Genomic DNA, 12,835 nt, shown 5'->3' on the forward strand with positions numbered 1-12,835 from the left:
TCGGACTTCCCGAAACTCGTGGCCCTGATCGTTTTCAGTGCCGTTGTTCCCGATTGGGAGTGCAAAAGTGGCAGGTTTAATTTTAACATGCAAGCGCACACCGCAAATATTTTTGAATCTTTTTCGACAAAAACACATAACCGGTTGATAAAGAAAATACTAAACCTTGAAAAAAGTTTGAAGTTTTTTCGAGTAGCCGGTAAAGCAATGTTTTAACAAGCGCAAAACCATTCAAACCCATCCACCTTCTAGGTAGGGTTTACTGCTACCATTGTAGGTCCTTCGACGATAAGGCTGGTTAACTCCTACTAATAAGCCCCCGCACTTTCCGGAAAAGAATAGGAATCGGTTTCAGACTCTTCAATTTCAACGCTGGCGCTTCTATGAGATGCCAGGAAAGGTAGGCAAGCATTGCAGAGATCATCAAACTCGTAAAAATGAGATTTAGGTGACTCATCCCGAAATAATACACCAGCGTTTGCTGCACAGGAAATCCATATATATAGATACCATAAGAAAGGTCGCCGATATGCTTCGTGACATTGCTGATACCATAAACCGGAAGTAGTCCTATACATATTATAATAACGGGGAGTAACGTAACGCCGGCAAGGGAGAAAAATCGATGCCCGGTTGAAAATACGAACATGGCCAACGATAGAATCAATAATACACCTATATACTGTTTTGAAATATCGGCTATCCTGACCGCGGCAAGAAGGGAGCCCGCTGCAAAATAAACCCCAAGCTCAATCAGGTACCAATCGAGAACCTTGAAATTCCATTTCTGAATCTCCGTAAAATTGAACACATCCAGCTTCGCAAGAAGCAAGTAAGCCACCAACAAGGCCAGCATGACAAGTTTGCGATTACTCTTTATAAAGAATAGCAGGGACACCGCCACATACATCGTGAATTCGAACGGAATTGTCCATAACGAGCCATTGATTGCAGACTTATGCGGATTGTTGTCGAATATACCCGGAATGTCGTATTGAAGTCTGTATATGCGCAGGTTGTTCGGGATGTAGGTCCGGACCGCTTTATTCAACAAGTACGGCGTGTCGTTCTCATAAACGAAAGGACCAAGAACAACTGTCAGAATAAGCACGACGGCAAGAGCTGGAAAAAGTCTTAAAATCCTCTTCCAGTAAAAGTCAGCCAGGTCTCCCGACCTCTCCATACTTTGAAAAATGAGATAACCGCTGATCACAAAAAAGCCTCTCACGGCAATCCATGAGAATGTATACTGCCCATTCGTAACCTGACACAACCAATCGCATTCCAGGGAACCTGTCAGGGGATATGCATGCGTGATGATAACACACCCTGCAAACAACAGCCTGAGAAAATCGAAATTATTTCTTCTATGAGTTTCTATGTTGATATCCTTTGTTCTTTCGCCGGCAAAAGTAGACTAAAATTCGACTCTGGTCACAACATGCCCATCAATGGTGGTCGTCATTTTTCACATCGTTCCCCTGCTCATCAGCCTACCTGTAAATGCTATTTAAAGCAATCGTCATTTATCCAAAGGCAATAATCTTATAACACACTCATTATAAGACTATTATCTCTCCGATAAATAAATGCCCGCTGAATTCTACAATTACCTCAAAATAAAATATATACGTTTGCTACGGTTGTAACACAGCGTATCCTTAACGCTTGGCAACCACATCTACTCAACTTCTTTGGCTACTGTTTGATCATCCTGATCCGTCTACGCACCTCAGCCGGATCATCGTTAAGAATCGCTATCCAGCGATCCATTCAGATTTACGATAAACGCTAAGTGATTTAACCGCTTGAAAAGAGCGACCGGAATTGCTATGCCCGTTCGATTAAGTTAAAACCTGTCCAGTGATTCACCACTATCCAAGTCTTAAACCCTTAGCAGCATGAACAACCATTACATTCAAAAACGACAAAGGCCAGCTGCATTCAATTGCATGGTCAGACTGCTATGGGTCCTGGCAGTCTTCTCAAATTTCGGTTTAATGGCCCAGAATGTGTCTTATCAGGCCCTGTACACGGGAGCGACGTTCGATGGCCGGGCCATTAACCAAAGTTTGCCGGTTGGCAGTATTTCCGGCAATGGTAATGTCGCGTCGGGCGGAGCAGCGTACTCGATAGCACTGGTTATTCCACCAGGGACGAATGGCGTCAGTCCCACTGTCACGATCGACTACCATTCGATGGCCGGAAACGGTGTTCTGGGGCAAGGCTGGGCCATTGGAGGGCTGTCAAAAATTAGTCGCTCCACCCGGAATATGTATTTTGACAACGAGACGAATCCGGTTGTGATGACCAACAGCGACAGGTTTGTTCTGGACGGCACCAGGTTAATAGCCAAAGCCGGCAACTACGGAGAACCCAATACCACCTATGGCACCGAAAATGAAAACTTTGCAACCATTACCTCTAAGAGCACGCAGGGTAACGGGCCGCAATGGTTTGAAGTGACTACAAAGGACGGGGTGAAAATGGAGTATGGAAACACCCCGGATTCCAGGCTTACCGGCCAGTTTGCTACCGTGCTTACCTGGGCACTCTCCCGCATCCTGTATCCTGATGGGAATTACATCGCCTTCAAATACAACACCAACGCCAGTTTCGCTTTGCTCATCGATGAGATCAACTATACAGGCAATGCGGCACAGGGACTAACTCCCTACAATCAGCTCAAATTCGATTATAAAATCCGCACCATCGATGAAAATGCTGGGTTTGAGAATGATACAAAGATCGAAAGCAAGTATTTACTCGACAAGATTACCACCAAAGCCGAGGGATCGACCGTCAGGAGTTACCAGTTCAACTACGGACACGATAATATCAATTCCTATTTAAAAGAGGTCATTGAGGCAGGCAGCGACGGCACGCAACTTAATGCTACCATTTTTAAATACGGCGATCCGCCTGCGGATTTCAGCACCGTTACCACGGAGGGATACCAATACCCTTCTTCAACGACGATAACGGGAGATTTCAATGCCGATGGGTTGACCGATTTTCTGGAAGCCAGTCTCCTTTCGAATGCGGCTGTGTACAGGATGAAGGTTTACATCAAATATCCTGCATACATAGCACAACCCAATAGCTTTTTCATGGACAATCTAACTGATACGCCCGTCACGTATAGCGTTGTCAAGAAACAAAGCATCCCCAACTCGTTTGACTTTTCGGCCTATGATTTCACCGGCGACGGGGCGGATGATGTTTTAATGACCAACATTGCCGGTTCGGGCCAGAATCGCACACTGACAAGTCTCCGTATTTATCGGGCCGTTCAGAATTACGATTGGCAAACCAATGGACAATGGGCTATCCAATTCGATCCGCTGAACATTTCCCCTTATACCGGCTATTCCAAAATTCACCCCAGCGGGCATTTCATTTTTCCTGGTGATTACGACGGAGATGGTATTCAAGACATACTGACCATGCTGGGAAGCAATGCGGGCAATTACAATTGCCATCTCTATAATGGAAAAGTCCAGCCTGATTTTGGATCGATCGTTATTTCAGGCGTATTCTCGTTAGCAGTAAGCGATTGGCCCACAGCCGACAAAATCCACGTCGTAGATTTCAACGGCGACGGCAAAAGCGATATCATGCTGATCAAAGGCATAAATTGCGAGATCTTTACATTCGATGGCTGGACCGCGCGCCGCATTCATTACTCGACCAACTATTTAACCAAAGATCATCTCAGCTATTTCGGAGATTTCAATGGCGATGGCAAAACGGATATTCTTGCCAAATTAACTACTTCCGGAGCGTGGAAGGTAGTGATCTCTAATGGAATTGGTTTCTACGAATCACCCTTTACTTTTAACACTGTCCCGGATACCGACCCTTTCACGGGCGACCAGCTGGGTATTGCTGACATCAACGGGGACGGCAAATCGGACATTTACCACGGGTGGCAGACAGCGGCACCTTCGAATTTCGATGTCTACTACGGAAAGGGCTATTCAAGTACCGGGGTTAATTTTTATCGTGTAAATAGCACTTACGCAGTAAATCTGGGCGCCCCGCCCCCAATGATCGGCGATTTCAACGGTGACCGCCGGGCAGACATTATCAATTTCAAAAACATCTTCACCCTGATGGATGTCTTCTATTTCAAAAAGGAAGGCAAGGAGAGTTTGCTTGAAAAAGTAAAGAACGGCTATAACCACGTAACCGAATGGATTTACAAAAAACTGACCGACGAAAATGGCTTTCACATCCGCGGTAATCTCACCGCCTACCCCTTCAATGCGATTCAGCCCGCGCTTTATGCCGTTTCCGATTTCAAAATACAGAATGGCATTGGCGGCTACAATACCATTCAATACACTTATGAAGGCAGCAAGCTGCATCGTGCGGGCAAGGGCTTTCTCGGATTTGGCAAAATAACCGCCAACAATCTGGCAACGGGAATTAAAACGGTAGCTGAAAATGAATTCAATACTACCTACTACACGGCAATTCCCTACCGGACCTCCATTTATCTGGCATCTACAAGTGCCCTGCTGAGCCAAACAACCAACACCAATGTGGTCGTTTCTCCGGCTGCCAAACGTTTCTGGGTAAAGACAACTAATATCCTTGAAAACAAAGTGCTGGAAGGCAGAACCACCAGCACGGCTAATGTTTATGACAACTTTGGTAATGTTACGCAAAGCACGGTCAACAATGGCGTGGAGACCACCGTTACCACCACCGTTTACGGAGCCTATCCGGCCGGGATACTGAATAAGCCTACGTCGGTGACGGTTTCCAACACCCGATCCGGGCAGCCCGCACACACTGTTGCCACTATTTTGGGGTATAACGCCGTAGGGCAGCTTACTTCTAAAACTGATTTCTCTGGCCTGCCTAAAAACGTAGTCACTACCTACGAATATTTCCCATTAGGAAACCTGAAAAAGACAACCATCACTCCGAATGGGCCAAATGCTTCTCCTCCACGCTTTACCTCGTCCATATACGATCTGAAAGGCCGCTACGCCGAATCCGGCATTAACGAACTCGGCCAGAGTTCCACCGCCACTTATGACCCCAAATGGGGCAAACCATTAACCTCCACAGGCGTCGACGGGCTGGTTACAACCTATCAATATGATGTATTCGGAAGGCCCAGCATTACGACGATTCCTGCACCAGCTGCATTCAACATTACCCAAAGCTATGGATGGGACCTGGCCAACGGCGCGGTATGGTACAGCCTGGTTTCACATCCAGGCAAGCCAAACGTAAAAACTTGGTATGATTTGCTTGGCCGCGAGATCAGAAAAGAAACCGAAGGCTTCGGCAACCAACCGATCACACAAGTTCAAACCTATGATGCAAGAGGTAATGTCATATCAAATACCCAACCGTACAAGGCGGGCGAGATATTTATCACCACTACGACGCAATTCGATGAATATAGCAGACCTTATAATATCAACAGTGGCGCGCTCGGCACGAAAACGATCAGTTACACCTATGCTGCCGGCGACCTTACTACCACCACAACCACTCCGACTGGTACAACCTCCCGGAAAACAGATGCCAGCGGAAAGGTAATCAGCTCGACGGACGATGGCGGAACGTTGGCGTACACCTATTTCAGCCACGGAGGAGTAAAGGATATCAAGAACGGCGCCGTTACCCTTGCCGCCAATCAATATGACGCCTACGGCCGGCAAACCCAACTGACCGATGCCAATGCCGGCACCACGCAATACGAGTACAATGCATTAGGTGAGCTGGTAAGCCAAACCAATGCCAACGGAGCAACCTACACATTAGCCTACGATGTCGCCGGAAGGGTTACCAGCAGGACAAAAGCAGGGGAACCGGCGACGACTTATCAGTACCGGACTTCCGGAAGCGGGATCAACCAAATTGAAAAAGTAACCGGTTTTGCCGGAAACCTGGAAGAATATACCTACGATGCTTATGGGCGGATGCTTACCAGCAAGGAAACCATAGATGGCAGCCCCTACATCACCACCTACACTTACAATAACTACGGGGACCTTGCCTCCGCTGTGTACCCTTCCGGGTTCGGCATCAATCATGCCTACGACGCAAATGGTTACCCGACGACCATCAAGAACACGAACAGCTCGATAACCCTTTATACCAACACCGCCATGAACGGCCTGGGCCAAAATACGGCTTACACGCTCGGTAATGGCAAATCATCGGTTATCAACTACGACTACGGCATTCCGAAGCTGTTTTCCACAGCGGGCGTTCAAAACCTGGAATTGACCTGGGACTATCCCAAAGGCAACCTGACCAAACGCAAGGATTATATTAAAAACAAGGAAGAGAGCTTTACCTACGACAATCTCAGTCGCCTGCTTACAGCCACAGTGGCAGGCAAGCCCGTACAGACGGTCACCTACGAACCTTCGGGCAACATTGTATCGAAAACCGACGCCGGGCAACAGTTCAGCTACCATCCTGCCAAACTCAATGCGCTCGCGGGCATCATTGCGCCTACCACCGCATTGCCCATGCTCACGCAGGACGTTACCTACACGGCTTTTAACCAGCCTGACAAGATTACCGAAAACGGTTCAGGCCAGCCTTACGAGCTTACCTACACCTACGACGCCGGTTACCAGCGCATCAAAGGCGTGATGAAAAAGAACGGTGCGCTGATCAATACGCATTACTATTTCGGAAACTACGAGAAGGACATTACCACCGGCGTTCCCGACAAGCACCTGCATTACATCCACACGCCCGCAGGCCTCTCGGCCATCGTGATCCGTGAGAACGGCGCAGACCAATATTACTACACCTACACCGACCACCTCGGCTCGCTGCTGACATTAACCGCCCTCAACGGTACCGTCGTCCTCGACCAGAACTTCGACGCCTGGGGCCGGCTGCGCCACCCCGCCAACTGGGACTATACCAGTGTACCCGCACCGACCAGCTACCTCTACCGTGGATTTACCGGCCATGAGCATTTGACGAATTTCAATTTGATCAATATGAATGGGCAGATGTATGACCCGGTGGTGGGGAGGGTGCTGAGTGTGGATAATTATGTGCAGAATCCTTTCAGTACGCAAGATTTTAACCGGTATTCCTATGCGAGAAACAATCCACTGGTGTATAACGATCCTGACGGAGAGTGGATTCATATTGTGATTGGTGCCGCACTTGGCGGCGTGATAAATCTAGGTGTAAAAGCCCTTCAAGGCAAAATTCATAATTTTAAGGACGGCGCAGTTGCCTTCGGGATCGGCGCTGCAGCCGGTGCTATAACGGCCGCGACGGGCGGCGCGGCTTCTGTGTTTGCATCTACCGGATCTTTCGCAGGAGCGCTAAGTTCTACCGCTGTCGCATCAGCATCGACGGGATTCGTAGGCGGTGCGGTGGCAGGCGCAGGTGGTTCAGCGGTGGGAGGACTTGTTCAGGGAGTTGGCAATGCGGCTTATTTCGGAGACCCCTATTCCGTCAAAGATTGGGCTATTGGTATTGCGGTTGGAGGAGCTGTTGGCGGTATTTCAGGTGCAGTCGCTGCTGACTTGCAGGGAGTAAATCCCTGGAATGGATCTAGCAACAAGGCTTTCCGTGGCGCATTTCCAGGCTTTGGAAGTACTAAATATGTTAAGACACCTGAAGGATGGAAACTGTTTGGAGGGTCGGGCGGAGACTTGACATTCATAAACGCAGAAGTGGATGGGGCGATTGTTGACTCGTTTGGAGGAGTTAATTCCGGAGATATTGTTGGATATGGCTGCTACCAGCCGAAGGGGAAATTTAGCACAAGTGTTTATTCACACGGATTCAAATACGATCCTAGAGTGCGATTACGAGGCGTCCAAGACCCAGTTAGCCACAACTTCCCGTATAGCTTTGACGATGCGATATTATCCACCAAACCAATTGTTCAATCTAATGGGTATTCGACATTTCGCCTTGATGGTTCCATGAATGGTAAAAGCGGAGTTTTTGAGATTGGCCTTACAAAAGACAGAATAATTAATCATCGTTTTTTTAGACCCAACAGATAGTTATCATGAAATATTTAATAATTGATGCGTCATTAACTGGCACAGGAATTAGAGATCAGTACAACGGGGGCTTCATCGAGGTAACAGACCTGCAACTAAGTACTAATTTAATTAATCTCATTAAATCTTGGCTGGCGAGATATGGGGTCGAGCACTACAACGGATTCATTGACGATTCAATTATAGATAATCTTGACAGTGAAGGAAAAGCGATCGCGAAAAAAGTCAAAGATGAGCTTGTTGATGCCAAAGTCGAATATTTTTCCGACGCGCGATTAACAAGGACAATTATCACTTAACTAACATTTCAAATACTGAAAGTTACGCATAATGATACTCGCCACAACACAAAATCTATCTCCAATACTTAAAATCAAATAATATGAAAAGCCCCAATTGGTTCAGAGAAAACATTGAATCACATTTACTCGGATATGAAATCGAATACAAATCTTTCCCACAAGGTGATTTTGGGAATTTGGAACAAGTAGCATTTAACTCCGATAAAAATGGGGGCGAAATCGATTTTTGGAGCAGTGGGTGCCTAGGAATGCATTTTGTTGACTATGATTTAGGGATCGAGCTACTTAATGTCTTCCTATTGCCAGATCAAGACCACGAGAAAGGTAAAGCGTGGGAAACACTGCAAGCATTGTTAAAAATATAACAAATAACTCCTCAGAATATGAAATGATAAAAACGCTGGATGTATGATTAAAGGCGCTGGCGACAAACTTTTGGATCAACTGGCGGCCCGGCTGCATTTGGAGCAGCAGGGAAAGGCTCGATTTATGCAGAATTCCAAGTTCCTACAAAAAGCCTATTACAGGGCGGCAAAGCAAATTGGTTTAAAGCGTTAGGACCAAGTGCTAGGCCGAACCAACTGCATTTATTAAGCAAACAAGGTGGAGGGATATTACCTCAAATATCAAACTTAACACAGATTCTACGAATAAAATAATTATGGATACTATGAAAGACCAAACTCGGTTCAAAATTGAGATCGAACCAACACTCCGCGGTTATGATATAGAATACAGATTTTTTGAAAACGGAGATTTCGGCGCCTTAAATCAAGTTGTAATTAATTCAACTAGAAAAGGGGGTGGGATTGATTTCTGGGAATTTGGGTGGCTGGGTGTTGACCTATACGACTATGAAAGAGACGAGCAATTGTTAAATATACTATTAGAGCCACACGAATACAATGAAAAAGAAAAAGCGTTAGAAAAGTTTATCTGTTTATTAAAAAAATAGAAAACTACAAGAATACTTAATGGAACCGGTGGTGCACCTTCAAGTAAGTTAACTGAATTATCTTTGCAAGATCAAACCCTAAGATTGGACATGATAAATCAAGCGCTAAAAAAAAAGTAATATGAGATACGTAATGGAACTAGAAAAAAAATGGCGCAATGAGAATGTTAACCGTACCCTGCCAGCCAACAAGGCCGATTTGGAGCTTTTCCAAGAAAAGTACAATATCGCTTTACCAGACGATCTGGCCAACTATCTTCAATCATTGAATGGAACTGGTGGTGACTGTACAGATGATCTCTTTGAATTCTATTCAATTAAAAAAATAAAAAAAATTAAGGAAGAGTTCAAGGATTGGGTAGGAATTCCGAACTATCAAAAATTACTTTCCATTAAAGAAATTAATGATCTATATGTCTTTGCTAACATGAATTTCAATCTTTTTGCCTACGCTATCAAGCTGACAAAAAGCTTAGAAGAAGCCAATGAAGTATATATTCTATGCGGTGACAAATATAAAAAAATAGCAGATTCATTTTCGGAGTTCATTAATCTATACCTAGATTCTTCTATTGAGTTACAATTTATAGATACTGTTTAAAATACAAAGTCTGTTACATCTCGGATTTACAGACCATATCGTTTGATGAATTTTAATTTGATCAATATGAATGGACGGACGCATGATTCAGTGGTGGAGAGGGTCCTGAACGTGGATAATTATGTGCAGAATCCCAATTGTACGCAGGGTCACAAAAGGTATATTTATGTAATGAATCATCCGTTGAAGTATACGGATGCGAGTAGACATACCTGGCTAATCCGTTTTAAAAATTGGGTAAGTGAACAGAATCCTATTTTTCGTTCCACCGTGTTTTTACCAACGCTCATGACTCTTAACCCTGCTATTGCCATTGATTGATGCAGCTAATTTGGGCGGCATGCGCAAAGCAATCGAACATACCTGCACAGAGTCAATTGGGAAAAGGAAATCGAACGAACTTCCTATCAAGGTATTTTATTTGTTGTATATAATGCAGACTCAGCGGTCAAATACTATGACAATGCCCTTTGTACTGCACTGTACAAGCGAAAAGATCTCGTCTTAAAGCGCTTTGGAGTCACGATAGATTATCTAGATAAAAATGACTGGACATTGTCATATCCTTAGGCAAAACTGCTACCGCATATCCATGAAATACAAACTATTTCCAATAGCTCTCATTGTGGGTTCGTTTGCTGGCACGTGTCACCGTAATGGGGCCCAATTGTCATCACGGAATTCTACTTGACAATAATTCTCAGTATTCCGTAATCTTCACACGAAAATTTACCAATTCAACTGGAAGAATCGGCACGACACCGTCCGGGGATCTGGCAATTCGCATCGGAGGGCCGAAGCAAATAAATATATTACCGGTTTATCGATTCAAAATAAATTATAACAAGGGGTATTCAATACCGGTTAACTTCATAAAATAATCAGTGAATTTTCCGTTCGGACATTCATCATGTCACTTTGGTAATAAATTCTGGAAATCGAATACGAAATATCTGAATTTTGTCAAGTCTAATTCATGTTCGGGATTTAATATTTTTAGAAAAACAAATTCCCTTTCATTGTTCATCCATAAATAACACTATACCACTATCGCCATGAAAAGCACACTTCCCTTCCTTCTCGTTATTTTTTCAGCCCTTCAAAGCTTCGGACAAATCACTTACGACTCTGTTTCAACCGAGCAAAAAATACCGCAACTGTACACAATCAATAAACCAGAAGATTTGAACGTCAAAGGCCAGATAGACGCAACAAGGAACTATAAAAGATACAAGGGGGCCGCAACAGGGACTTTATTAACCAGCCTCTTATCACCCGTAATCGGTCTTATCCCAGCCATCGTATGCTCTGCTACCAATCCCAAAATTGAAAACCTGGGTTATCCCAACGAAGAGTTGTTTAAACAAGCTGCATACTATAAAGCATATACAAAAAAGGCGAATAAAATAAAACAGCGAAAGGTTTGGTCTAATTGGGGGATTGGTTTGGGAGTCAATCTGGTGTTGATTCTGATATTGACTAATTGAGGCAACAGCTCTCGTAACACGCTTCATTACCCATGATTTTTACACAATCCATGATCAATCTCTTAATTCAAAGCCATGAAGAAGAAAATTTCACTTATCTTCCTAATCGTATTTACCACGCAATTGATCATTGCCTGCTGCGACTGTCCCGAGCCTCACAAGTATCAGTATAAATTTGAATATCTATCAGCGTTTAACCTGGATAACTCCGAAGCAAATACAGTCATTTCGGAAAGTCCCATTCCGAGAAGCGCCTATGGAATCAAGCTACAAATAGGCTTGCGCGAATTGTCCTTGGAAGATCGCAATCATTTCTCACTTTTCAGCCAGGCCAACGCAATGTGCTGCTTCTGCGGTCCCGATACCACAATTACCCCGCGAGATACAATTACTTCTTTAACAATTACGACCACCAACAGATTTGACGATGCGCATCCGGAAGGGAGTAATATCGCAGGCCTATTCAAAGTGTTGCGGCATGGAAACTATGTCAGCATCGATAGTATCATCAAGCAACCTTCTATCTATTTCAAAAGCACTGCAACGGAATTCATAGAACTATACCTTTTTACGCCACCGAAGCAAGCAGGGGAGTATAGCTTCAAAGTTGATTTGGCGCTTTCAAATGATACCCATCTGGTAGCCATTACTAAGCCTGTTAACTTACAATGACATGAATAAGTTACTGGTCTTACTCGGACTTCTGCTGGTTTCGAAGAATTCTCTATTCGGCCAGTCGGAATACAAACCTATCAGGTTCTTCTATCGACCTTCGGTTGGAGCCGTGTTACCTACTCGCTCGTTTTCGACGAACGATATCCCTGGTAATTTGATAGGAAGCCAATTTCAGAACATATACTGCCAACCTCTGGCTATCGGCTTTTTTTATCGGAACATCGGCTTAGAAGGGCAGATTATGGTGTCCCCCGCCAGGAATCCACGGAGCAGACACGCTCAATTTGTTAAAGACATCAATCTCGAATATGGAAATAGATATTACACGGACATATATTCCAGTGCCCGGGATGACTATTTGGAGAAGAGTTCCGATCCGATAGTTCGGGGGAGTTTGGGTCCCTCCTATAAAGTCGAGCGAAGTCGGTTGATTTTTGTCGGACGCATGATGGTGGGCGTCGTTTCCATTACTACCGACTGGGGGCGTGTTCGATTAAAAGAGAAGGGAACCAACGAGTTACTGAGCATCAGCTGGGATACTCAATATGCAACCAAAGACTGCTTTTCACTTCACCCATCTCTCACATTGGCTTACAGAGTGAACCGGAGAATAACGTTTAATCTGGATTTGGACTCATGGCTCTACAAGGCTGACATCACTTACAAGGAAACGGCCACAAACGCGGTCTCGGGCAGTATAACTGGAAAATTCGGTGAAATTGACCACCCCGTTTCAGTTTAAACTGACCACCTGTTCCGGGCGAAATTGACCACCCCGTTTCGGAGCAAATTGACCA

The 12,835-nt window shown here is 44.9% G+C and carries 12 protein-coding genes; 11 read left to right on the forward strand and 1 reads right to left on the reverse strand.

All coding sequences use genetic code 11. The features are described 5' to 3' along the window. On the forward strand, positions 1–216 hold a 216-nt coding region (locus CLV60_RS34555), incomplete at its 5' end, for a hypothetical protein (RefSeq protein WP_211302319.1). An 82-nt stretch (positions 217–298) separates the two neighbouring features. On the opposite strand, the gene CLV60_RS33905 is transcribed toward CLV60_RS34555, so the two are convergent. After that, the gene (locus CLV60_RS33905) at positions 299–1,387 is read right to left on the reverse strand and encodes an acyltransferase family protein (RefSeq protein WP_106599829.1); all 1,089 of its coding nucleotides are present in this window, start codon (positions 1,385–1,387) and stop codon (positions 299–301) included. Between the two features lie 514 nt (positions 1,388–1,901). On the opposite strand from CLV60_RS33905, the gene CLV60_RS33910 reads away from it, so the two are divergent. The 10 genes from CLV60_RS33910 to CLV60_RS33945 all read left to right on the forward strand — a co-directional run bounded on the left by CLV60_RS33910 (position 1,902) and on the right by CLV60_RS33945 (position 12,780). Further along, on the forward strand, positions 1,902–8,018 hold the full coding sequence (locus tag CLV60_RS33910; protein ID WP_229211249.1) for an FG-GAP-like repeat-containing protein: 6,117 nt from the start codon (positions 1,902–1,904) through the stop codon (positions 8,016–8,018). 5 nt (positions 8,019–8,023) lie between these two features. Further along, the gene (locus tag CLV60_RS33915; protein ID WP_106599830.1) at positions 8,024–8,317 is read left to right on the forward strand and encodes a hypothetical protein; all 294 of its coding nucleotides are present in this window, start codon (positions 8,024–8,026) and stop codon (positions 8,315–8,317) included. Positions 8,318–8,400: 83 nt separating this feature from the next. Next, positions 8,401–8,685, forward strand: a complete 285-nt coding sequence (locus CLV60_RS33920; RefSeq protein WP_106599831.1) for a hypothetical protein — start codon at positions 8,401–8,403, stop codon at positions 8,683–8,685. A 43-nt stretch (positions 8,686–8,728) separates the two neighbouring features. Then, positions 8,729–8,878, forward strand: coding sequence for a hypothetical protein (locus CLV60_RS34440; protein WP_170118949.1), 150 nt, complete (start codon positions 8,729–8,731; stop codon positions 8,876–8,878). Further along, positions 8,806–8,979 carry a TreTu family toxin gene (locus CLV60_RS35180; protein WP_445438699.1) on the forward strand — a complete coding sequence of 58 codons (174 nt, stop codon included), beginning with the start codon at positions 8,806–8,808 and terminating at the stop codon, positions 8,977–8,979. The genes CLV60_RS34440 and CLV60_RS35180 overlap by 73 nt, the downstream gene beginning before the upstream one ends. A gap of 11 nt (positions 8,980–8,990) precedes the next feature. Next, complete coding sequence (locus tag CLV60_RS33925) at positions 8,991–9,275, forward strand: hypothetical protein (protein ID WP_146151653.1); 285 nt, start codon at positions 8,991–8,993, stop codon at positions 9,273–9,275. Between the two features lie 133 nt (positions 9,276–9,408). Next, positions 9,409–9,876 carry an SMI1/KNR4 family protein gene (locus CLV60_RS33930; protein ID WP_170118950.1) on the forward strand — a complete coding sequence of 156 codons (468 nt, stop codon included), beginning with the start codon at positions 9,409–9,411 and terminating at the stop codon, positions 9,874–9,876. A 1,055-nt stretch (positions 9,877–10,931) separates the two neighbouring features. After that, the gene (locus tag CLV60_RS33935) at positions 10,932–11,363 is read left to right on the forward strand and encodes a hypothetical protein (RefSeq protein WP_106599834.1); all 432 of its coding nucleotides are present in this window, start codon (positions 10,932–10,934) and stop codon (positions 11,361–11,363) included. Between the two features lie 75 nt (positions 11,364–11,438). Beyond that, positions 11,439–12,035 carry a DUF5034 domain-containing protein gene (locus CLV60_RS33940; protein WP_106599835.1) on the forward strand — a complete coding sequence of 199 codons (597 nt, stop codon included), beginning with the start codon at positions 11,439–11,441 and terminating at the stop codon, positions 12,033–12,035. A 1-nt stretch (position 12,036) separates the two neighbouring features. Further along, positions 12,037–12,780 (forward strand): hypothetical protein, encoded by a 744-nt coding sequence (locus CLV60_RS33945; RefSeq protein ID WP_106599836.1) that lies wholly within the window; start codon positions 12,037–12,039, stop codon positions 12,778–12,780. Positions 12,781–12,835: the final 55 nt, after the last annotated feature.

Origin of the sequence: Dyadobacter jiangsuensis (assembly GCF_003014695.1) — a bacterium.
GTDB classification, from domain to species: domain Bacteria; phylum Bacteroidota; class Bacteroidia; order Cytophagales; family Spirosomataceae; genus Dyadobacter; species Dyadobacter jiangsuensis.

Coding starts and splice junctions, on each gene's coding strand:
- CLV60_RS33910 (WP_229211249.1), top strand. CDS start 1,902: ATGAACAACCATTACATTCAAAAACGACAAAGGCCAGCTGCATTCAAT.
- CLV60_RS33915 (WP_106599830.1), top strand. CDS start 8,024: ATGAAATATTTAATAATTGATGCGTCATTAACTGGCACAGGAATTAGA.
- CLV60_RS33920 (WP_106599831.1), top strand. CDS start 8,401: ATGAAAAGCCCCAATTGGTTCAGAGAAAACATTGAATCACATTTACTC.
- CLV60_RS34440 (WP_170118949.1), top strand. CDS start 8,729: ATGATTAAAGGCGCTGGCGACAAACTTTTGGATCAACTGGCGGCCCGG.
- CLV60_RS33925 (WP_146151653.1), top strand. CDS start 8,991: ATGAAAGACCAAACTCGGTTCAAAATTGAGATCGAACCAACACTCCGC.
- CLV60_RS33930 (WP_170118950.1), top strand. CDS start 9,409: ATGGAACTAGAAAAAAAATGGCGCAATGAGAATGTTAACCGTACCCTG.
- CLV60_RS33935 (WP_106599834.1), top strand. CDS start 10,932: ATGAAAAGCACACTTCCCTTCCTTCTCGTTATTTTTTCAGCCCTTCAA.
- CLV60_RS33940 (WP_106599835.1), top strand. CDS start 11,439: ATGAAGAAGAAAATTTCACTTATCTTCCTAATCGTATTTACCACGCAA.
- CLV60_RS33945 (WP_106599836.1), top strand. CDS start 12,037: ATGAATAAGTTACTGGTCTTACTCGGACTTCTGCTGGTTTCGAAGAAT.